The 21,344-nt window shown below is 40.0% G+C and carries 14 protein-coding genes and 1 other RNA gene; 7 read left to right on the forward strand and 8 right to left on the reverse strand.

The annotated features are described in order from the left end of the window. Positions 1-68: 68 nt before the first annotated feature. On the reverse strand, positions 69-7,973 hold the full coding sequence (locus tag ABI125_09045; GenBank protein ID XCF04874.1) for a gliding motility-associated C-terminal domain-containing protein: 7,905 nt from the start codon (positions 7,971-7,973) through the stop codon (positions 69-71). 30 nt (positions 7,974-8,003) lie between these two features. Further along, positions 8,004-8,528 (reverse strand): hypothetical protein, encoded by a 525-nt coding sequence (locus ABI125_09050; GenBank protein ID XCF04875.1) that lies wholly within the window; start codon positions 8,526-8,528, stop codon positions 8,004-8,006. A 507-nt stretch (positions 8,529-9,035) separates the two neighbouring features. On the opposite strand from ABI125_09050, the gene ABI125_09055 reads away from it, so the two are divergent. From ABI125_09055 to ABI125_09070, 4 genes are all read left to right on the forward strand, one after another. Beyond that, positions 9,036-9,521, forward strand: coding sequence for a histidine phosphatase family protein (locus ABI125_09055; protein XCF04876.1), 486 nt, complete (start codon positions 9,036-9,038; stop codon positions 9,519-9,521). Positions 9,522-9,612: 91 nt separating this feature from the next. Further along, a complete protein-coding gene (ppk1, locus tag ABI125_09060; protein ID XCF04877.1) occupies positions 9,613-11,679 on the forward strand; it encodes a polyphosphate kinase 1 in 2,067 nt (688 codons plus the stop codon). Between the two features lies 1 nt (position 11,680). Further along, on the forward strand, positions 11,681-12,586 hold the full coding sequence (locus ABI125_09065) for an exopolyphosphatase (GenBank protein ID XCF04878.1): 906 nt from the start codon (positions 11,681-11,683) through the stop codon (positions 12,584-12,586). Positions 12,587-12,756: 170 nt separating this feature from the next. Then, a complete protein-coding gene (locus ABI125_09070; GenBank protein XCF04879.1) occupies positions 12,757-13,341 on the forward strand; it encodes a porin family protein in 585 nt (194 codons plus the stop codon). On the opposite strand, the gene ABI125_09075 is transcribed toward ABI125_09070, so the two are convergent. Together ABI125_09075 and dnaX are read right to left on the reverse strand one after the other, a co-directional pair. Next, entirely contained in the window at positions 13,338-13,919 is a 582-nt protein-coding gene (locus ABI125_09075; GenBank protein XCF04880.1) for a tRNA-(ms[2]io[6]A)-hydroxylase, read from the reverse strand. The two genes, ABI125_09070 and ABI125_09075, sit on opposite strands and share 4 nt — an antisense overlap. Positions 13,920-13,937: 18 nt before the next feature. Continuing rightward, the gene (gene dnaX, locus ABI125_09080; GenBank protein XCF04881.1) at positions 13,938-15,656 is read right to left on the reverse strand and encodes a DNA polymerase III subunit gamma/tau; all 1,719 of its coding nucleotides are present in this window, start codon (positions 15,654-15,656) and stop codon (positions 13,938-13,940) included. A 240-nt stretch (positions 15,657-15,896) separates the two neighbouring features. On the opposite strand from dnaX, the gene rnpB reads away from it, so the two are divergent. Then, positions 15,897-16,248, forward strand: an RNA gene (gene rnpB, locus ABI125_09085) — RNase P RNA component class A. A gap of 116 nt (positions 16,249-16,364) precedes the next feature. On the opposite strand, the gene ABI125_09090 is transcribed toward rnpB, so the two are convergent. The 4 genes from ABI125_09090 to ABI125_09105 form a co-directional block, all read right to left on the reverse strand. Next, positions 16,365-16,883 carry a nuclear transport factor 2 family protein gene (locus ABI125_09090; GenBank protein XCF04882.1) on the reverse strand — a complete coding sequence of 173 codons (519 nt, stop codon included), beginning with the start codon at positions 16,881-16,883 and terminating at the stop codon, positions 16,365-16,367. A 154-nt stretch (positions 16,884-17,037) separates the two neighbouring features. Beyond that, the gene (gene rsmD / locus ABI125_09095) at positions 17,038-17,583 is read right to left on the reverse strand and encodes a 16S rRNA (guanine(966)-N(2))-methyltransferase RsmD (GenBank protein ID XCF04883.1); all 546 of its coding nucleotides are present in this window, start codon (positions 17,581-17,583) and stop codon (positions 17,038-17,040) included. Then, positions 17,583-18,410, reverse strand: coding sequence for a DUF3822 family protein (locus tag ABI125_09100; GenBank protein XCF04884.1), 828 nt, complete (start codon positions 18,408-18,410; stop codon positions 17,583-17,585). Before ABI125_09100 ends, rsmD begins: the two co-directional genes overlap by 1 nt. After that, positions 18,394-19,131 carry a hypothetical protein gene (locus tag ABI125_09105; GenBank protein ID XCF04885.1) on the reverse strand — a complete coding sequence of 246 codons (738 nt, stop codon included), beginning with the start codon at positions 19,129-19,131 and terminating at the stop codon, positions 18,394-18,396. Before ABI125_09105 ends, ABI125_09100 begins: the two co-directional genes overlap by 17 nt. Positions 19,132-19,263: 132 nt before the next feature. Here ABI125_09105 and ABI125_09110 point away from each other — a divergent pair, with 132 nt between their 5' ends. Both ABI125_09110 and ABI125_09115 read left to right on the forward strand, forming a co-directional pair. Continuing rightward, positions 19,264-20,697: an ATP-binding domain-containing protein gene (locus ABI125_09110; GenBank protein XCF04886.1), complete on the forward strand. Its 1,434-nt coding sequence runs from the start codon at positions 19,264-19,266 to the stop codon at positions 20,695-20,697. A gap of 61 nt (positions 20,698-20,758) precedes the next feature. Next, complete coding sequence (locus ABI125_09115; GenBank protein ID XCF04887.1) at positions 20,759-21,334, forward strand: DUF4126 domain-containing protein; 576 nt, start codon at positions 20,759-20,761, stop codon at positions 21,332-21,334. Positions 21,335-21,344 lie beyond the last annotated feature (10 nt).

The following is a 21,344-nucleotide window of genomic DNA, read 5'->3' on the forward strand; positions in this document are numbered from 1 at the left end:
CATTCACCATAACAACCATTTCGGCTAAATTTCGAAATACCGTTAAGGTTCATTTCATAGGTTAATGTTTATTTGGTTCCTAAATATATGGGGCCTGTTAATGGACTGAGTCCACTATCTCTTAAATTTATAATGTAATAATAGGTGCCGTTTGGTAACTTGCCAGAGCTTCCGAAGGATGAACTTGGAGAACTTCCGTCCCAGTCGCCTGTTTCACCATTGGTTTTTTTGCTTCCCAATGTATATCGGTTGGATTCATAAACCAAAGCCCCCCAACGGTTGAATATTTTTACTTCGGCAATAAAGCCACATAGCTCAATACCAGAAATATCGAAAGTGTCATTTATGAAGTCACCATTTGGGGTAATGGCTTTTGAAATGATTATATCGCTTTCGCCACATGGCAATACTTTACATTTGGCATCAATAACCATGGTCACGTCGGTAACGTTCATACAGCCATCTTCAAACCCGGTGAATCGCAACAGATAAGTGATGCCTTCGGTGTTCGGGTTGAACTCTTCGGTATAAGCATCCTCCAAGTTTGTTGGGTCGAAAATGTCACCTTCAACAGTGGCTAATGGGTTGCCTTCAATAATTTCCCAAGTCCCAGAGGTTACACTTTCTGAAAGGAAATCTCTAAGGTTAACTGGGCCGTCATCAAAACATCTGTCGTCAGCGACAACTTGGGTTTCGATGATATCTAAAGTCACATTTACAGTTTGTGTATAAACAGCTTCGTTATTACAAGCATCACGTACCGTCCAAGTTCTTATCACTTGGTAATCTGCAAAAACGCCTTCTTCGAAAGTACTTGTTTCTTCAAACTCTACAATAACGTTGGTTGAACAGTTATCGGTAAACTCCAATTCAGGGGCAGCCTCAATATCAATACAGCTAGTGTTTATGGTTTCTTGATAAGCTGTTGTAGGCACAGGAGCAGTTGTATCTTGCACCGAAATGATTTGCTTATGTGTGGTGGTTAAATCACACTCATCGGTAGCCGTATAAGTACGTTCTATGGTGTAGCTGTTTGGACAACTGCCATCGGTCCTTACATCGTTTACAGTTACTACGGCATCACCACAATTATCAGTTGCGGTGATAGAAGCAACATCTGGAATGGCATCGCATTCTACAGTAACATCGCGCGGTAAAGTTTCCACAAAAGTTGGTGGCGTTGTATCTTGAACGGTTATGATTTGTGTGAACGTTGTTGTTAATCCACATTCGTCTTCAGCCGTCCATGTACGGGCCAAAGTGTAACTATTCGGACAAGTACCATCGGTTCTTGTATCACTTACTGAAACTGTAGCCGAACCACAAGTATCGGTAGCTGTTAAGGTTTCAGGCGTTGGAATGGCATCGCATTCAACCACAATTCTTGCTAAAGGAAAATCTTCAACAAACACTGGTGGTGTGGTGTCCTGTACCGTAATGGTTTGAACATGGGTATTGGTAATCCCACATTCGTCAGTAGCGGTGTATGATCTCGTGATAACGTAGTTTCCTGAACAGTTTCCGTCGGTTCTTACATCTTCAACAGTAACCACAGCAGTACCACAATTGTCGGTTGCGGTTAATATTTCAGGTTCTGGCACGCCAGTACATTCAACCACTACATTTCCGGGAAGATTCGTTTGATCGAATACCGGTGCTGTAGTATCTGATGTTGAAATAGTTTGGTCGGCAGTTGCTACATTTCCGCAGGCATCAGTAGCCATCCATCTACGGGTTATGGTATAATCACCAGGGCAAGCACCATTTGTGATATTGTCTTCATAAGTAATAATAGGATTTGCATCACAATTATCGGTTGCTGTAGCTTCACCGAAAGCTATTGGTGTTAAATCGTCACTACACTCTGCGGTTACGTTATCTGGTAAAGTAAGCACAGGAGGCGTAGTATCTTGTACGGTAATGGTTTGCTGGTGTGTTGTAGTAACACCACATATATTAGTTGCGCTCCAAGTTCTTAATAAGGTATAAGTGCTTGGGCAATCTCCATCGGTTCTGTCTTCCGTATAGGTTACATCTATAACACCACAAGAATTCGAAGCCGTTAATGCATCTGCAGTAGGAACAGCATCGCATTCAACGGTTATATCTGTTGGAAGATTTTGTACAAAAGCTGGAGCCTGTGGTGCTGTATAGGTGTAAGTCGCACTTACATTGATGGTATCGCATAAGTCAGTTATTTCCCAATTAATGGTAATAGCTCCGCCAGTACAGAAGTCGATAGTTTGATTTTCAAAATCGTTGGAAACCGTTGGAGAACAACCTCCAGAAAAATTACCGTCAATATTCTGGGTTTGGGTGTTTACCCATGTAATGATGTCTGAATTTAAGCTGTTTTGTGCCGTAGCAAGGTTGTCGGTGCTATAATCGCATGCATCCGAAGAGCCATTGGATGGATTTGTAAATGTAGCCGTGGCCGTTGGTGTTATTGTAAAATCGGCAGAAACATTAATGGTCTCACACAAATCGGTAATGGTCCAGGTAACGGAGGCCGAACCGCCGTCGCACAGTTGCGGGATGGTGGCAGTTGCGCTGTTGTTTGCCAGTGTTGGACTGCAACCTCCAATAACCCCAAAGGCCGCGGTCTGTGTCGCTACCCAATTGTTGAATGCGGTATCCACTTCATTTTGGTCGGCATAGTCACAGGACTGTGCATCTAAATCGGACGGAGCGCTATATGCGATGATTTCTGCAGGTACAACTGAATACGAAGCAGAGACATTGATGGTCTCGCAAATATCGTCGATACTCCATTCAACGTTGATGCTTCCACCTTCACAAAGGTCAATGGTCGCACCACTGTAATCGTGGGTCACATCCGGAGAGCCTCCAGAAAGGTTCTGGATTATAATATCGGTCTGTTCGGTTACCCAATCGGCAATAGCGGTGTCAAGTTCGTTTTGTGCAGCCTGAGGGTCTTCGTTGAAGAAATTGCATGTGCTAAAGGTCTCATTGCTCGGGTTAGTGAAACTGATGCCGTCAGGTTGTGTAAAGGTATAGGTGGCCTTTGTTTGGGTAGTCCCGCATAAATCCTCGACTGTCCATGTAATTTCTATGCTTCCCGAGGTGCAAAATGAAAGGGACTGGTCGGTAAAATTGTTGGTAACGATAGGGTTACAACCGCCGTCAAAGCTATTGATAATGGCATCGTTCTGAGCCGCTACCCATGCCGCGATATCGTCATCAAGGTTCTGTTGCGCCACGTTGGCATCGGGGTGGTCAAACTCAGAAGCGGTAGATGAGTCATCTTGGGGATTATCGTAGATCAACGCTTCCGGTGCCACAACGGTGTAAGTCGCCTCGTGCGTGTGCCCTTGGCAAAAATCGTTGATGCTCCATGTTACGGTAATAGCCCCTCCCGTACACAAATCGATGCTCTGTGGCTGTTCGGCGAAGTTGTGCGACACGGTCGGCGAGCATCCACCGATTAGGGTAGTTCTGTTCAATTCGGTTTGGGCGGTTACCCATTCAGCAATGGCGTTGTCCAAAGTCTCTTGAGCGGCTATCGGGTCATCACTGTAAAAAACGCATGCGTTCACGGTTTCGTTCTTAGGCTCTTCGTGCTCCACGTTCTGTTGTCTGTTTAAAATAAAATCGGCAGAGACCGTGATGTTTTGGCAACGGTCGGTAATGGTCCAGGCCACGGTTGCCGTTCCGCCATCACAATATTGTGGGATGGCAACAGATGTACTGTTGTTGCTTAGTTGGGGATCACATCCGCCACTAAATGCTATGGCATCAGTCTGTTCGTTAACCCAAGTGGTAAACGCGTTGTTAATTGCTTCTTGGTCTTCAAAATCACAGGAATCTACTTCAAGTTCCTCGGGTTCATTGTAATTGATTGTTGGTAAGTCAAAGACATAAGTATAAGTCCAAACACCAGTATTATTTGCGCAATCTGTATAGGTAAAAGTGTAAATTTTGTCGTCCTCGCAGCCTGGGGTATTCTCGGTCATTACGGGTACGATATTGTTACCATTGGCATCGTTAATAGTGGGCGGCGTGGGCACTGTTGCGTCTTCAATACAGCTTATGGTACTGCCATCGTCTTCTGGTAGTGTAAACGGAGCCAGTTCTACGGTGTAGGTATAAGTCCAAGCTGCGGTGTTTTCGGCACAGTCTTCATAGGTAAAACTATATACCACAGAGCCTTGGCAATCTGGTGTTTCCGATTTTTCTGCTTCCGATGGCGTTAGTTCGTTTCCACAATTATCGAAAACAGTTGGTGGCACGGGTTCTGTTGCTTCCGCAAGGTTGGCTACTGTTTCCCCTCCGTTTGCCGGTAATGTAAACGCGGTACGTTCAATGGTGTAAATGAATGCCCAAGTATCGGTATTTCCTGCACAGTCTTCGTAGGTGTACTCGTATTTTCTCGTACCTTCACAGGTCAGCGGGTCCGGGTCTTCGGTAACCACTGCAGCCGAGGGCGACAGGGTATTGCCACAGGCATCGGTAACCGTTGGCAAGGTGAAGGTTTCGGTGGCATCGGCGATACATTCCACGGTACTCCCTCCGTCTGCATCTGCAATGGTAAATGCGGGAGTATCAATGGTGTAAGTGTACTCCCAAGTAGCGGTATTTCCTGCACAGTCTTCGTAGGTGTACTCGTATTTTCTCGTTCCTTCACAGGTCAACGGGTCCGGGTCTTCGGTAACCACAACAGCCGATGGCGACAAGGTATTGCCACAGGCATCGGTAACTGTTGGCAGGGCGAAGGTTTCGGTGGCATCGTTAATACATTCCACAGTGCTCTCCCCATCTGCATCTGCAATGGTAAATGCGGGAATATCAATGGTATAGGTGTAGTTCCAAACGTCGGAGTTGCCAGCACAGTCGGTATAGGTAAAAGTATATATTTTTTCCCCTTCACATTCTGGGTTGGCATTCTCGGTCATTACGGGAACGATATTGTTTCCATTGGCGTCGTTAATAGTGGGCGGTGTAGGCACTGTGGCGTTTTCAATACAGCTTATGGTGCTGCCGTCGTCTTCTGGCAGTGTAAACGGAGCCAGTTCCACGGTATAGGTATAAGTCCATTCTGCAATATTTCCTGCACAGTCAACATAGTTAAAGGCATATTCAACCGAACCTTGGCAATCTGGTGTTTCCGATTTTTCCGGTTCAGATGGCGTCAGTTCGTTTCCACAATTGTCGAAAACAGTTGGTGGCACGGGTTCTGTTGCTTCCGCAAGGTTGGCTACTGTTTCGCCTCCGTTTGCCGGTAATGTAAACGCAGTACGTTCAATGGTGTAATTGAATGCCCAAGTATCGGTATTTCCTGCACAGTCTTCGTAGGTGTAAGTATATGTTCTTGTTCCTTCACAGGTCAGCGGGTCCGGGTCTTCGGTAACCACTGCAGCCGAGGGTGACAGGGTATTGCCACAGGCATCCGTAACTGTTGGCAAGGTGAAGGTTTCGGTGGCATCGGCGATGCACTCTACGGTGCTCCCCCCATCTTCATCGGCGATGGTGAAGGCGGGGGTGTTGATGGTGTAAATGAATGCCCAAGTATCGGTATTTCCTGCACAGTCTTCGTAGGTGTAAGTATATGTTCTTGTTCCTTCACAGGTCAGCGGGTCCGGGTCTTCGGTAACCACAGCAGCCGATGGCGACAGGGTGTTGCCACAGGCATCGGTAACTGTTGGCAGGGTGAAGGTTTCGGTGGCATCGGCGATGCACTCTACGGTGCTCCCCCCATCTTCATCGGCGATGGTGAAGGCGGGGGTGTTGATGGTGTAAATGAATGCCCAAGTAGCGGTGTTTCCTGCACAGTCCTCATAGGTATAAGCGTATGTTCTTGTTCCTTCACAGGTCAGTGGGTCTGGGTCTTCGGTAACCACTGCAGCCGATGGCGACAGGGTATTGCCACAGGCATCCGTAACCGTTGGTAGAGTAAAGGTTTCGGTGGCATCGGCGATACATTCCACAGTACTTCCTCCGTCTGCATCGGCGATGGTGAAGGCGGGAGTTGTGATAGTAATGGTTTGTTCAACATCAATAAAATTACCACAATCATCAGTAACTCTATAGGTTCTGGTGATTACTTCGGTACAAGCTCCATTATCTGAAACATCAGATAGCCAAGTTACTATTGGAGGGATACCAGAGTTATCAGCCTCATCAGTTACAACATTGAAATCTGGGTCTGGGATGGTATCCGTACATTCCAAATTTATAGGTTCTGGATTGCTGGCGGTAGGAGGTGAGTTAACGTAATCTTCATAATCAATGGGTATTTGAAGTTCTCCGGTAATTGGTTCACCGACGCATGTCCCATTTTCTTGATACCCTAAAATTAAATCGGTAATAAATGCCACACCCGATATGGCTCCTTCACCGCCAATGTTTCCTGTAACGGAAACATTGGGTTCGAAATTACTATCTCCCAATATAGAACAATCGGTTGTAACTGTTAATGAAAAACTTAAATCTGCCAAAACAGTATCAGGATCGGTTGGAAGAGGTAAACCTCCTATTTCCCAAATGATACTTCCAAATGGGCCAACACTAGAATCATAAAATGGCGTATTTGGGTTTGTTGTGTTGTTTAGCGGCGGATAAACGTTAGAACTGAGATTTAGATTAGTAGGGTCTATAGCTTCTGTGAGCGGAATAGTGATGATCCCGTTAGTAATATCTTCGGTCCCTGTGTTTCTGATATCAATGGTAAAGATAGCACTTTGTGAAGGTTGTAAAGATGAGTTTGTTCCACTTGGAGGATTCCCATTTATTGAAGTGTTGGTAATAACGACTTCAGGCTCCGGAATATAAGCATCTACGGCAAATGTAACGTTAAATATAGCATAAGAGTCATTCACAGTGCCATATCGAAATCTAGTAGAGGTTTGTCCGTTGTCTATCAGTGAATTACCTGAATTGTCAACATTGAATACCACCACGTCTAGACCAGCATTATTTTGTCTAGATTCATCTCTAGGGTCATCAAATGAATCTCCATCGTTATCGACTAATATTGAAGAGTTAAAAAAGTTAGTAGTAGTATTTCTGCTATGTGATAGGGGTTGAAAAATACCAGAATTTTGTTGCTCAATAGAAAAGAAATCTCCGGCCCAACCTACTTCACCTTCGCTAGCCATTAGTCCCAATTTTAAGTTTACATCACCATTTTGAACAGCATCAAAGCCAGAAGCTGAAATGGTTTGTGGCAATCCGCCGGCACCAACATAGGCATAGCCATCAAAAACCGTAATGTCTCTCCATTTCATTTTAGAATTTTCATAGACTACAACCATGCCCCACCCGCCAGAAAACCCAGTAACATCAATGTTTCCTTCTCTTAAGGCGATATCCGCAACAGTATATTCACCTAAACCACGGGCTTTAACAAAATCAGTAACTTCGGAGTAGCCAACATAGATATTGCGGTTATTTCCATTTGTAGGATAATTTATTTCGGGGTTTGGGTTGGTTGAAGCTGAGATAAGCTGATATGTGGTGTCTCCAGGTCCTTTTAAACGCACTTGGGTTTTATTTAGGGATTTTGGAGATCCATTATGGGTTACATTAAACGTATTGGGATTATTATCGCCATCAGCATTGGTGTCGGCTCCGGCATCTGCACGACCTACCCAATATAAACCAGCATAAAGAATGTTTGAACATTCTGGCACAGCCCCATTTTCAGTAGAAAATAGTAGGTTGGCTGACGAAGAATTGATTGTTTCTGCAATTCCATCAACATCAACGTACTCCATGTCATCATCATTGTCGGCTGTGTCACTGTAGTTCACCAACTTAAGGTTGGCATTACCAATCATGGCAAAGTCGCCTTTAACGCTATATACTTCTTGGGTAGGGGTAGCACTGGATGTTCTTGGGTTGAATACAACTTGACCATAACTGTCTAAAACAGATATAATAAGCATAAAAGCTAAGCACAATAAATTAATTGAAGTCTTGCTTTTGTAAGTTGTTTTAGAGTAGATGTTTCTCATTTTTTAACCTTTTTAAATCAGATTATTGTATTATGAAGGGTTTGCCGAGATATGGAAAACTCTAACATTGGGGGTAACTTTTATAAAGTTTTGAATATCTTCATCAGTATATTCGAAGTAGCATTTTAGAAAAACATATTTCAGTTTAACAAAATGAGGTCTATTACTTAAGTCCAATACTTGGTTCAAATCGTTTTTCGATTTCAACTTTACAATTATTAATTTAACTTCTTTAAACTGATCGTTATCGGTATTTAAGAAAGCAAAAGAATTGCTGTCGCTTAATGTAATTCGTTTGATGCCACCTTCACCATAAACTTTATCGACTGTGTTGTTCGAAACATAAATGGTTGTGTGCAAGTTTTGGTAAAGGTCATAAAACTCAGCCCTGTTTTTACTTTTATTAACTTTTTTGGTCGATTTACTAACCGACGGATTTTCTTTTTCTAGCTCATAAATATCATACTCTTGAGCTACTACTTGGTTGCTAGACAAGAACAAAATGGACAAAAACAGGAATAAAAGGAAAAATGATGGAGTAGTTTTATTTTTCATAATTAAGAAATAATAAAGTTGGCGATACGACAGATAACAGTATTTAATTACAGTATGCAACGATAAAATTAACGCAAAGCATGCCTAAATTTGCCAATCAGCAAACCGTTAAATATAATCTTGAAGAGGGATAGTTGTACAGACATAGTATTGGCTAGCAATACTACATTTAATCGAGAAATTAGATTTGGGGTCATAATTTTAATTTTTTGTAGGTAAAACAAAAGAACACATATATTAATTACGGTTCAAAATTTCATGGTAAATCACTTATAAATTCGTTTAAAAGTTTTTTGTTGACATCTTATCGGCTTTATGAGTTTTTTAACGATTGAATATTCAATATGTTAAAATGTTTATAATGAATAATTTAATAATTTTAATTGATGCAACTTCGTTTTTTTACGATTTAGTCATTATTTTTAATTAGCTTTAATGAGCAAATAAATTGAATTTTATCGACAAAAACAACTTTTTAACGACAAAAAACGCATTTAATCGATTGATATGAAAGAATTAATTTTAGTTAGGCATGCCAAATCATCTTGGGAATATGATGTCATTGACCACGAAAGACCTTTAAAAAATCGGGGCTTAAATGATGCCAATTTGGTTTCGAATCATTTAAAAAATAAAAATTTTAACATAGATTTAGTGATTTCGAGCGATGCCGTAAGAGCCAAAACCACTGCAGAAATCTTTATTGAGAATTTAAACATCAGCAGTGATATTGTGCAATTTGAACATAATCTTTACGATTTCTCGGGAGAACTTCTTACCCAAGTCATTAAAGATTGTAATGATGCCGTTGATCGTTTAATGGTTTTTGGGCACAACCACGCTATTACGGCATTTGTAAATACGTTTGGAGATAAATATATTGTTAACGTGCCAACAACGGGCACCGTGATGTTGCAATTTGACATCAATTCTTGGGCCGACCTAAAACCAGGAAAAACGATAATGACCATTTTTCCAAAAGATTTAAAATAAGGTATTCTTTGCAGTTTATTAATGGTTTGGGCATTCGTTTTTGGCTTAAATAGAATATATTTGTTTTTCAAAATACATAGCATACATTTTAATGGCTGAATTAGAAATTCCTACAGATAATAAATACATAAACAGAGAAATAAGTTGGTTGCATTTTAATGCGCGAGTAATGCAAGAAGCTGAAGACGAAACGGTTCCGTTGATTGAGCGACTTCGGTTTTTGGGCATTTTCTCCAATAATTTAGATGAATTTTTTAAAGTGCGCTATGCTACAGTTAAGCGTATTGTTGAGGCCGGAAAAGGAGGAAAGAGCGAATTGGGGGGCATACGTGCAGAAGAATTGCTCGAAATCATCACACAAATCGTTATTGATCAACAAACCGAAAGCTTACGTGTACTCAATGCCATTCGCGAAAAGCTTAAGGAAGAAAACATTTATATAATCAACGAAACGGAAATTACTAGTGAGCAACACGATTATATAAAGGAATATTTCCTTAAAACGGTTAGCCCTGCGTTGGTTACCATTATTTTAAATGATTCGGTGGTACTTCCAAATCTAAAAGACAGTGCCGCATATTTGGCCGTAAAAATGGTGATGCCCGGTAACAAGAAACAATTCGCGCTTATAGAAATTCCGAAAACGGTAGATCGTTTCGTGGTACTGCCCAAACAGGATGGCAAAGATTATATTATTATGATTGATGATTTGCTGCGTCATTGCCTCAGTGATATTTTCAACATATTTAATTATAAGAGCATTTCGGCGCACATGATTAAGATTACCCGAGATGGCGAATTGGATTTTGAAAGCGATTTGAGTAAAAGTTTTATTGAGAAAATATCCGATAGTGTTAAACACAGACAAGTGGGAGAACCGGTAAGGTTTGTTTACGATAAAACTATTGACGAAGAAACGCTTCATTATTTAATGCAAAAAATGGGTATCGATAGTACTGATAGTATCATTCCAGGAGGGCGATACCATAATAGGAGAGACTATATGGGTTTCCCTAGTTTGGGACGAACCGATTTAATGTACGATAAAATTGAAGCCTTACCCATAAAAAACTTAAGTCTTCAGGACAGTATATTTCCGCCTATTGCGAAAAAGGATTATTTGCTGCATGCACCATACCAAACCTTTTCGTACGTGGTGAAATTTTTACGCGAAGCTGCTTTAGATCCAACTGTAAAAACCATTAAGATTACCATATATCGCTTGGCGGAGATATCGCATATTGCGAGTTCACTTATTAATGCTGCCATTAACGGAAAATCGGTTACGGTATCCATTGAGCTCCGTGCCCGTTTTGATGAGCAGGCTAATATCGATTATGCCCAACAGATGAAGGATGAGGGCGTTAACCTTATTTTTGGTGTTCCTGGACTAAAAGTGCACAGTAAAATGTGTGTCATTGAGCGCGAAGAAGGCAAAAAAGTAAAGCGCTATGGTTTTATAAGCACAGGAAACTTCAATGAATCTACCGCCAAAGTGTATACCGATTATACCTTGTTTACTGCCAATCAAAAAATACTAAAGGATGTCGATAAAATATTCTCATTTTTTGAAGCCAATTACAGAATAAACCGATACAAGCACCTTATTGTTTCGCCACATTATACCAAAAAGGAAATTTTCAAATTAATCGATAAGGAAATCGAAAAAGTTAAAAATGGTGAAGAAGGACTTATCAGGCTAAAAATGAATAGTATTTCGAGCTACCCCATGGTCGATAAACTATACGAAGCCAGCCGTTCGGGTGTTAAAGTGCAAATGATTGTTAGAGGGCTTTGTTGTTTGATTCCCGGTGTTGAGGGCATGAGCGAAAATATCGAAGTCATCAGTGTAGTCGATAAATTTTTGGAGCATTCAAGAATTTATATCTTTGGAAAGGATGAAGCATCCAAACTTTATATTTCGTCTGCCGATTGGATGACCCGAAACATTGAAAATAGGGTAGAGGTTAGCTGCCCCATTTATGATGCCGATATTAAACAGGAAATTATTGATACCTTCAACATCAGTTGGAACGATAATGTTAAAGCCCGTTTGCTTAACGACGAACAGGAAAATAAATATCTCGTGAACAACAAACCCAAAGTAAGATCGCAGTTTGCTATTTACGATTATTACCAAAAAAAATTAGAAGACTAATATGCTCTCAATCAAAAAGTATGCAGCCATCGACATTGGTTCAAACGCCGTAAGGTTACTTATTTCAAACATTATTGAACAAAAAGGTAAGCCCGTAACGTTTAAAAAAAACTCGTTGGTGCGTGTTCCAATCCGTTTGGGTGCAGATGTTTTTGTAAAGAATAAAATTTCCAAAGAAAATACCGAACGTATTCTCGATACCATGTTGGCTTTTAAATTGCTGATGAAATCTCATAAAGTGGTTAAATACAAAGCATGTGCTACTTCGGCCATGAGGGAATCGGCCAACGGTAAAAAAATTGTTGAACAGGTGTTGGAACATTCGGGCATTAGTATTGATGTAATTGGGGGCGAAGAAGAAGCGGCCATTATTGCGGCCACTGATTTGGACAAGTATATAGACCCCAACAAAACGTATTTATACGTTGATGTGGGTGGTGGTAGTACCGAGTTTACCGTAATAGACCGTGGTAACCAAGTAGCTTCGCGTTCCTTTAAAATAGGTACGGTGCGTTTGCTCAACGATATGGTTTTAAACGAATCGTGGCAAGAACTAAGGGAATGGATTGGTGAAAACGTTAAAGAGTACGAAAAAATTTCGGTTTTGGGGTCCGGTGGAAACATCAACAAAATATTTAAAATCTCTGGAAAAGCTTTAGGGAAACCGCTTTCGTATTTTTATATGACTTCGTATTACAACACGCTTCAGTCGTATTCTTACGAAGAACGTATTTCAGAATTAGGGCTTAATCAAGACCGTGCCGACGTAATTATTCCGGCCATGCGCATATACCTCTCGGCTATGAAATGGAGCGGTGCAAAAGATATTTTTGTGCCTAAAATTGGACTGGCCGACGGCATTATAAAAAGTATATACTACGATACCGTTTCTAGCAATACACAGTAAAATTTTGCACTTCAGCCTTTTAGTTGCTTTGTTTTGAAATTATAATTTATATTCGTGCATATTATTAATTATAACCCAAATCTATTAATAATGAGCAAGCCATAATGATGAATTTCAGCGACTTTTGAATATGGCCCAAAGCATCTGATAGATTTACAAATAAACAACAGATGAAAAAAATATTACTTTTAACTGTACTTAGTTTTTCCGTTTACGGTTTTTCCCAAAATCAAGATTCACTCAATGTTAATACCGAAGAGCCCAAGCAAAACACCTTCACTTTTCAGGGTGTAAAATATGGGGTACGTGGTGGTTATACCATTTCGCATTTAGATTTTGAAGATGCGCCCATTATGGAAAACAAACACCGAAACAGCATTTACATTGGCTTTTTCGCCAACATAGGTTTGTCAAAAACGTTTTCTATTGTTCCAGAATTACAGTTTTCGGCTGAAGGTGCTGGAGCAGAAGTACTTCATCTCGATTATATACAAATGCCTGTATTTTTTAGGTTTAGATTCAGTGAAAAAATCCATGCCGGTTTAGGGCCGCAAATAGGATGGAAAGTGCATAAAGTGGGTGACAATATGGTCGATTTAGCCTATTCGGCCGTTGCAGGTGTAGAATACAAAATAAACTATGCGCTGTATGTTGATGCCAGATACAACTACGGATTGGGCAATGTGTTTCACGAAAATACCGGAGTTTCAGCCAAAAACCGAAACATTCAAATAGGTGTTGGTTATAAATTTTAACCGTGAATAGTTTCGCTTTTTCCTAAATCGCGCATTATTTCCGCTTCATATTCAAGAAGTTGCTGCCATTTGGTGTCAACTTCTTTTTTATTGCCATACTTTCTGGCAAAACCTAAAAACATGGTGTAATGATTGGCTTCGCTCACCATAAGTTTTCGGTAAAACTCGGCCAATTCCTTATCTTCAAGCTCTTCCGATAACAACCTGAAACGTTCGCAGCTACGCGCTTCAATTAAGGCTGCATATAGCAATCGGTGTACCAGTTGCGTGGTTCGACTACCCCCTTTAGGGAAAAATTTAACTAGCTGTACCACGTAATCGTCACGACGGTCGCGCCCCAAAGTCCAACCCCGTTCAATAATTTTATCGTGAACCATTTTAAAATGGCTGATTTCCTCTTTTACCAGAGCAGTCATTTCCTGCACCAATTCAGTATATTCAGGAAAACTTACAATTAACGAAATGGCTGTGCTTGTTGCCTTCTGTTCGCAAAAGGCGTGATCGGTTAGTATTTCTTCAATATTTTTTTCTACAATATTAACCCAACGTGGGTCGGTTGGCAGTTTTAATCCGAGCATAGCAGCTATTTTAATTCATTATACATCCAAATCGAAAGCTTTTCTTAAAGCATCAAGATTCGGGTTCTTTTCCTTTAGTTTTTCAAATTTTTCTAAAGGTGTGTACGCATATTGTTTTTGTTTAACTTCGTTAATGGTTATCGACAGATTGATATCGAAGTTATTCAGTTCTTTCCTTATGTAGCCCAAAAGGTCGTATTGTTGGCGCTCAACTTCCACTTTATTGGTTTCGTTGGGGTACTCCAAATGAGCAGTGGTTCCTTTAATTTTAGGTTGGTCTATCGACAAAATAGAGGCTAGGTTATGCTGTCCATCGACAGTAATTTTATCGATGTAAGCCTTCCAAACCCGTATAAATTCCTTTTCGGTAAACGGTTCTTTCGGTAAATCTTCCTCGTTAACCACCACTTCCATTTGTTTGATTTGGTGGGCTTTTTTCTCACGGATACTTTTTAAGGATAAACCAGAAGTGCGTTTTGAATCTTTGTTGAGTTCAATTTTTGGAGGCTGCTTGGCTTGAAATTGTTCAACTTTTTTTGTTGGAGCCGGTTTGGATTCAACATTGGTCTGAGGTTTCACAACTTGATCTTGTGCAGGCGTTTTAACCGGAATGGGCGTAATGCCCTTCTTTTTGAAGTACGACGCCGGAATTATGTAATGTTTGCTATTTTTTTTTTCTCCATCAAAAGTGATAGAGGCAAGTTGCATGAGGCAAAGTTCGACGAGCAATCGTTGGTTTTTACTGCTTTTGTATTTGAGGTCGCAGTCGTTAGCGAGATTGATGCCCTGCAATAAAAAATCTTGAGAGGCCTTTTGTGATTGCTCTTGGTATTTGGCTTTGGTTTGTTCGCCCACTTCCAAAAGTGGAATAGTTTGCTGATTTTTACAAACCATTAAATCTCGAAAATGCGAGGCCAATCCGGCTATATAATGGTGCCCATCAAACCCTTTGGAAAGCGTATTGTTGAACAACAATAACAACTCCGGTATTTTGTTTTCCAAAATCAGGTCGGTGCTTTCAAAATAGGTTTCGTAATCCAGCACGTTCAGGTTTTCGGTAACGGCCTGGCGGGTTAAATTTTTCCCCGAAAAGCTCACCACACGGTCAAAGATTGAAAGTGCGTCACGCATGGCACCATCGGCCTTTTGGGCAATAATGTGCAGGGCATCGTCTTCGGCATCAATACCTTGTTCGTCGGCAATATACTTTAAATATTCTTTGGCATCGTTTACCGTAATACGCTTAAAATCGAAAATTTGGCAACGCGATAAAATGGTTGGGATGATTTTATGCTTTTCGGTAGTAGCCAAAATAAAAATACAGTGCCTGGGTGGTTCTTCCAAGGTCTTTAAAAAGGCGTTGAAAGCGGCCTGCGAGAGCATGTGCACCTCGTCAATAATATATACTTTATATTTTCCTATTTGCGGCGGAATGCGTACTTGGTCGGTGAGGTTCCTAATATCGTCAACCGAGTTGTTCGAAGCGGCATCCAGCTCAAAAATGTTAAACGAAAAATCTTCGTCTTCCTTTTCGCTACCGTCGCTGTTTATCATTTTGGCCAAAATACGGGCGCAAGTGGTTTTACCCACACCACGCGGACCGGTAAACAACAAAGCCTGGGCCAAGTGGTTGTTTTCAATGGCATTCAATAAGGTGTTTGTAATGGCCTGCTGCCCAACCACGTCCTTAAACGTTTGGGGTCTGTATTTGCGTGCCGATACTACAAAGTGTTCCAAATCTTGCTGAATTTAGTTCAGCATCTTTTTTGATGCCTTGATAACAGAAACAAAGTTAATCATTCCATTTATAATTGAAAATACAGAATGTAGAATTTGCTAGTAGTTATCAACAACAATTTAAAGCACTCGTTACAAATGAGCGCTAGCTTTTATAAGTTAAAATTACAACTTCGGTTAACCTTCAATTCTTTCCCAACAAAACCTAGCTTTTAAGCATTTTCAATTGTACTTTTGCAATAAGTAAATCGCCTTATCGCTCGAATGCTGAACTTGTTTCAGCACAAGGGAGGAAAGTCCGAACACCGTAGTGCAACATAGTGGTTAATGGCCACCGGCCGAGAGGTCAGGAAAAGTGCAACAGAAAGAATGTACAGGTAATGCTGTAGTGAAATCAGGTAAACTCTATGTGGTGCAATGCCATGTAAACCAGCGCTTAAAAGCGGCACGTTTGATGCTGGAGGGTAGGCAGCTAAAGTGTACTGGTAACAGTGCATTCAGATAAATGATAGGGACGTTCTGGTTTTGTTTTGGAGAGATTCTGAAACGAGTTCAGAATGAACAGAATTCGGCTTATAGATTTGCTTAAATAAACAACCCCTTCTTAAATTGAAGAAGGGGTTTTGTTAAGTAAGTTGGTTAAAAGGTAGATTGTTTTTAATTAATAATTTAACCTGTTTTAGTGAACGACTGATTGAACGATTATAATCAGTTATTCATTGAAGTAGTATCGGCCATCACTTTAGCAGCTTCAATTTCCTGAAGGGTTTTGGATATTCCGCTGGTATCGTAGTACGCGTATTCCTGAACAATTTTACCATCAACAAATTCAAGGGTTAAATGAACGGGAATGACCAATTGTTTTCCGGTAACATTGGCTTTTCCGCCCCAATTTCCCCAATAGTTTACCCAAGTTTTTCCGTCTTTATCGATAACCATTTCATGTATACCGCCTTCTTTTGAAAACCCATAAGACGAAAAATTGGATAGCATTTGCTGCATACCTTCTATCATTTCAGATGGTGAAGCCGGCTTGTTGGTGTTGTGGAAAATTTTAGCGGTATCGGCAAAGTGCGATTTCCAGGCTTCCCAATCTTGGTTTTCGTAAGCTTTAATGCCCGCTTTTACGGTTTCAATTTCTGCTGATTCTTCAAAATAACGTTGTGGTTTGTTTTGGCAAGCAATAAAAACAATAATTGCCAAACCGAGTAAAAGAAGTTTTTTCATATTATTTATGGTTTTAAAGTTAGTATTCAATACAAACCATAAATAAGTTCAAGAAAAAGAAATGTTCCCTTTTTGAGAGAAAGTTAGTGTTGCATAAAGTCTGGGACTCTTAAAGAGAACCCTAAAGTACTGAAAAAAAAGATATTAATAAGAATTAGGCTTCGTTTTTTTCAAAAAAGCTGAATACACTACCGCCGTAACTTTTAGAATAGCTGAAATGCTCCACTTCCGAAAGGTTGGTGTGTTTGGAATGTTCCACTACCAAAATACCATCTTCCAACAAAAAGTCATTTTGGAACACCAATTGTGGAATTTTAGCAAAGTCTTCATCCGTAAAATCGTAAGGTGGGTCGGCAAATACAATGTTCACTTTAAAGCTGGCCTTTTCTAAAAACTTGAACACATCGGCTTTAATGGTTTCAATGGGCATTTCAAACTTTTTGGCTGTTTCGTTTATAAACTTAATACAGGCAAAATGTTGATCCACACACGTGATTTGTTGAGCGCCACGTGATGCAAATTCGTAACTGATATTTCCCGTTCCGGCAAAGAGGTCGAGCACCGTAACTTCATCAAAATAATACAAATTGTTCAAAATATTGAACAACGATTCTTTGGCCATATCGGTAGTAGGCCTCACTGGTAAGTTTTTGGGAGCAACTATTTTTCTGCTTTTGTATAATCCTGAAATAATTCGCATTAAAAGCTTTTTATAATGGTATAATTACTGTGTGCGTTTACGGGTTGGGCGTTAAAATCGTATTTGTAATTGTCTTCGCGTTTGCCCAAAAATACTAATCTTATGTATTTATATGCGATAACGTAAAGGTCGTCGTTGGCATCAATATCGCCCAAAAAGATTAGGTTGGTTGTTTCGGGACTTAACTGTAATTGCTCCAGACAGAATAGAATGTAATAAATAAAATCTTCTTTGGTTCTGTATGCAAACGAATTGTACAATAACAATTTACCGTTCTTTACAATTAAAATTTCAAAATGGTCGCTACTAACGTTTACGTAAGCCTTTGTAGTGTCTAAGTTTTTTTCCGTTTTTAAAATTTCTTCAACTAAAACGGTAGAAACATGTTTAAAGGTGAAATCGCCAAACTTGTCATAAATATAATTGTTGATGTTGATGTAAGGTACATAAACATTTTCACTACGATTGATTTCAATGGAATCGAACGTGATGAAATCCGATTTTAAAATCTTCGAGTTGAACTTTAAGTAATCGGCCAAATGCTCTTCGTTAAACAAAGACTTTGGCACTAGTGTCGATAAATTATTATCGTGAATCACCCGAACTTCATTGAAATCGTGCTGTAATGCGCTTTCGGTATCGAAAAAGTGTTTCAATTGGTCGAGCGCTTCAAAGGGAATAAGTTGTTTGCCAAAACTCACCGTTTTTAAAAAGGTTACGGTTTGGATGTTTCGGTTTAATATACAAAAAGAAAGTCCACTCAAGCTTATTTGAATGGACAGTTCTAATATGTTGTTTTGGGTAGTGTTTTTATTCGTTGGCACCATAGGTTTTTGGCCAGTTTCCAGATGTGTTAACTTCGTTCATTGAGCCTACTTTTAAGGCATCGCCGTTAACACCATCAACCGATACTACTTGTTTTTCTTGTACCAAAAGGTCTTTGTTTTGGTCGAAAAGAATAACGTCTTTTTCTACGGAAGCTTCAAACACTGGGATTAAAAGCTTGTTTTGTTCAATATGGCCAGCTTCCATTTTAAATTTGGCACCATCTTCCCCAACAGGAACATTCATCATTTTTTTGTAACGATCAGACTTTTTAAATAAAGAATCTTTTACAGGCACATAACCTAATGTATCTATAATCACGATATCCTTAAAAGTATCAACGCCGTAACGCTTGGTCATTTCTTGGTCAAGCTCACTGGAATCGCGTCTTTGGGTAATGGTAAACTCGGCAGTATCAATAAACTTGATTAAATCGTCAAAGTTTTTTGCAAACTTTCCTGTAACTTGCTTGTGTGCCAATTGAGAGTCTCTAATATCCTTTAAACTTTCAATAACTACTTTATAACGCTTGTTTTTTTCTTTGTTAAATTGGATAGGCTCATAAATAGACATGTAAGTTTGGTAACCCAAAAAAGCGATAAGCACCCAAAGTAATATGTTTAAAACGGGTTTTAATTTATTAGGTATAAATTTGTCAACCAGCTTCACCAAGCCAATTGTAACTAAAATTACTGCAACAGCAATCAGAATAAAATTCAACATAGTTTGTTATTTAATTAAATAAAGTTTATTAACGGTATTTAGCAAATCTACAATTTTTTTTTAATCGTAAAAACAATGTTCGGTAAAATCATTTTTATATTTGAATAAATTATTAACCCCGAAAACCCTCAAATGACAGCTCCCGAGTTCTATTCGCTTTTAAAACAGCAGTTTCCGTTTCAACCTACACTAAAACAAAATGTTGTTTTGCAACAATTGGCAGAATTTATTTTTACCAAACGCCCCAATGCGCTTTATGTGTTGAAGGGGTATGCCGGTACGGGAAAAACCACTATTGTGGGGTCAATAGTAAGTAATTTATGGAAAGCTAAAAAAAGTGCGGTTTTAATGGCTCCAACAGGCAGGGCTGCCAAAGTAATTTCCAATTACTCGGGGAAGGAAGCCTTTACAATCCATAAAAAAATATATTTCCCGAGGAAAGAAAGGGGCGGAGGAGTCAAATTTGTTTTGCAGCCCAACAAACACAAAAATACCATTTTTATTGTTGACGAAGCCTCAATGATACCCGATACTCCGGGAGAATCGAAATTGTTTGAAAACGGATCCTTGCTGGACGATTTGATGCAATACGTCTATTCCGGCCACCAATGCAAATTACTTTTAATTGGCGATACCGCACAGTTGCCGCCCGTAAAATTGGATTTGAGTCCGGCTTTGAACGAAGACAACCTCGGACTCAATTACAATAAAGAAGTTGCCAAAATGGAACTCGATGAGGTGGTGCGCCAAGAGCAAGATTCAGGTATTTTGGCCAATGCCACCGTGTTGCGAGAACTGCTTTTAAATGAGATTTTCGACAGCTTTAAATTCGATTTGGCACCTTATAAGGATATTGTGCGTTTGGTGGACGGTTACGAAATTATGGATGCCATTAATGAAGCTTACAGTGAAAATGGCATGGAAGAAACCGCCATTGTGGTACGAAGTAACAAACGGGCCAATTTGTACAATCAACAAATTAGGAGTCGGATTTTATTCAATGAAAACGAATTGACACCGGGCGATTACCTCATGGTGGTTAAAAACAATTATTTCTGGATAAAACCCACAACTGAAGCCGGTTTTATTGCCAATGGCGATATTATTGAGGTTTTGGAAATTTTCAAAATACAAGAGCTGTACGGTTTCCGTTTTGCCGAAGTAAAGGTAAGGATGGTGGATTACCCACGTATGCAACCCTTTGAAACCGTTTTACTGTTGAATACCATTGACGCCGAAACGCCTTCGCTCTCTTATGAAGACTCTAATAAACTTTATGAAGAAGTGATGAAAGATTTTGAAAGCGAAACCAGTAAATACAAAAAGTTTTTAAAAGTAAAGGCAAGCAAACATTTTAATGCCTTGCAAGTTAAATTTTCGTATGCCATAACCTGCCATAAATCGCAGGGCGGGCAATGGCAAACCGTTTTTGTAGAGCAACCGTATTTGCCCAATGGCATCGATAAGGAATATTTACGTTGGCTGTACACCGCCGTTACGCGTGCCAAAGAAAAGTTGTATCTTATTGGTTTTAAGGATGAGTTTTTTGAAGAAAAGTTTTTATAGTAATGGAGCTTTCTGTTTTCAATATTTCAAAATTCGAGTAATACACGTTGTCATTAATATTATGTCTGTGGAAACCATAATCAGTATTTGTCTTGGCATCGGTCTATCAGCTTCGGTGGGCTTTAGGGTGTTTTTACCGTTATTCGCTTTGAGTTTAGCCTCGTATTTTGACGTTTGGCAACTCAACGAATCGTGGCAATGGGTTGGAAGTACCGCAGCATTAATCACTTTGGGCGTAGCCACTTTGGTTGAAGTCTTTGCCTATTTTATTCCTTACATCGACAATTTGCTGGACAGTATTGCTGTGCCTTTGGCGGCATTGGCAGGCACGACAATCATGCTTTCAACAGTGGCCGATTTAAGTCCGGTGGTAACATGGTCGTTGGCCATAATCGCGGGTGGGGGTACCGCAGCCGCAGTGGCAGGTACATCAAGTACCACACGATTGGCATCAACAGCAACCACAGGCGGTTTGGGCAACCCTGTTGTTTCTGCGCTAGAAACGGGCACATCGGTAGCCATGTCAATCATTTCACTATTTGCACCCATTTTGGCGGCCTTTTTGGTAATCTTCATATTATTTGTAATTTTCAAACTGTACAAAAAGTTTAAATCGGCTAATACCGAAAACCTTTGATATTTATAGT

Source organism: Tamlana crocina (assembly GCA_040429635.1).
Classification (GTDB): domain Bacteria; phylum Bacteroidota; class Bacteroidia; order Flavobacteriales; family Flavobacteriaceae; genus Flavisericum; species Flavisericum crocinum.

Bases quoted from the DNA above. Each gene is read 5' to 3' on its own strand.
- ABI125_09055 (XCF04876.1), top strand. From the start codon at position 9,036: ATGAAAGAATTAATTTTAGTTAGGCATGCCAAATCATCTTGGGAATAT.
- rsmD (XCF04883.1), bottom strand. From the start codon at position 17,583: ATGCGAATTATTTCAGGATTATACAAAAGCAGAAAAATAGTTGCTCCC.
- ABI125_09110 (XCF04886.1), top strand. From the start codon at position 19,264: ATGACAGCTCCCGAGTTCTATTCGCTTTTAAAACAGCAGTTTCCGTTT.
- ABI125_09115 (XCF04887.1), top strand. From the start codon at position 20,759: ATGTCTGTGGAAACCATAATCAGTATTTGTCTTGGCATCGGTCTATCA.
- ABI125_09075 (XCF04880.1), bottom strand. From the start codon at position 13,919: ATGCTCGGATTAAAACTGCCAACCGACCCACGTTGGGTTAATATTGTA.
- ABI125_09070 (XCF04879.1), top strand. From the start codon at position 12,757: ATGAAAAAAATATTACTTTTAACTGTACTTAGTTTTTCCGTTTACGGT.
- ABI125_09090 (XCF04882.1), bottom strand. From the start codon at position 16,883: ATGAAAAAACTTCTTTTACTCGGTTTGGCAATTATTGTTTTTATTGCT.
- ABI125_09105 (XCF04885.1), bottom strand. From the start codon at position 19,131: ATGTTGAATTTTATTCTGATTGCTGTTGCAGTAATTTTAGTTACAATT.
- ppk1 (XCF04877.1), top strand. From the start codon at position 9,613: ATGGCTGAATTAGAAATTCCTACAGATAATAAATACATAAACAGAGAA.
- ABI125_09065 (XCF04878.1), top strand. From the start codon at position 11,681: ATGCTCTCAATCAAAAAGTATGCAGCCATCGACATTGGTTCAAACGCC.
- ABI125_09045 (XCF04874.1), bottom strand. From the start codon at position 7,973: ATGAGAAACATCTACTCTAAAACAACTTACAAAAGCAAGACTTCAATT.
- ABI125_09050 (XCF04875.1), bottom strand. From the start codon at position 8,528: ATGAAAAATAAAACTACTCCATCATTTTTCCTTTTATTCCTGTTTTTG.
- ABI125_09100 (XCF04884.1), bottom strand. From the start codon at position 18,410: ATGGTGCCAACGAATAAAAACACTACCCAAAACAACATATTAGAACTG.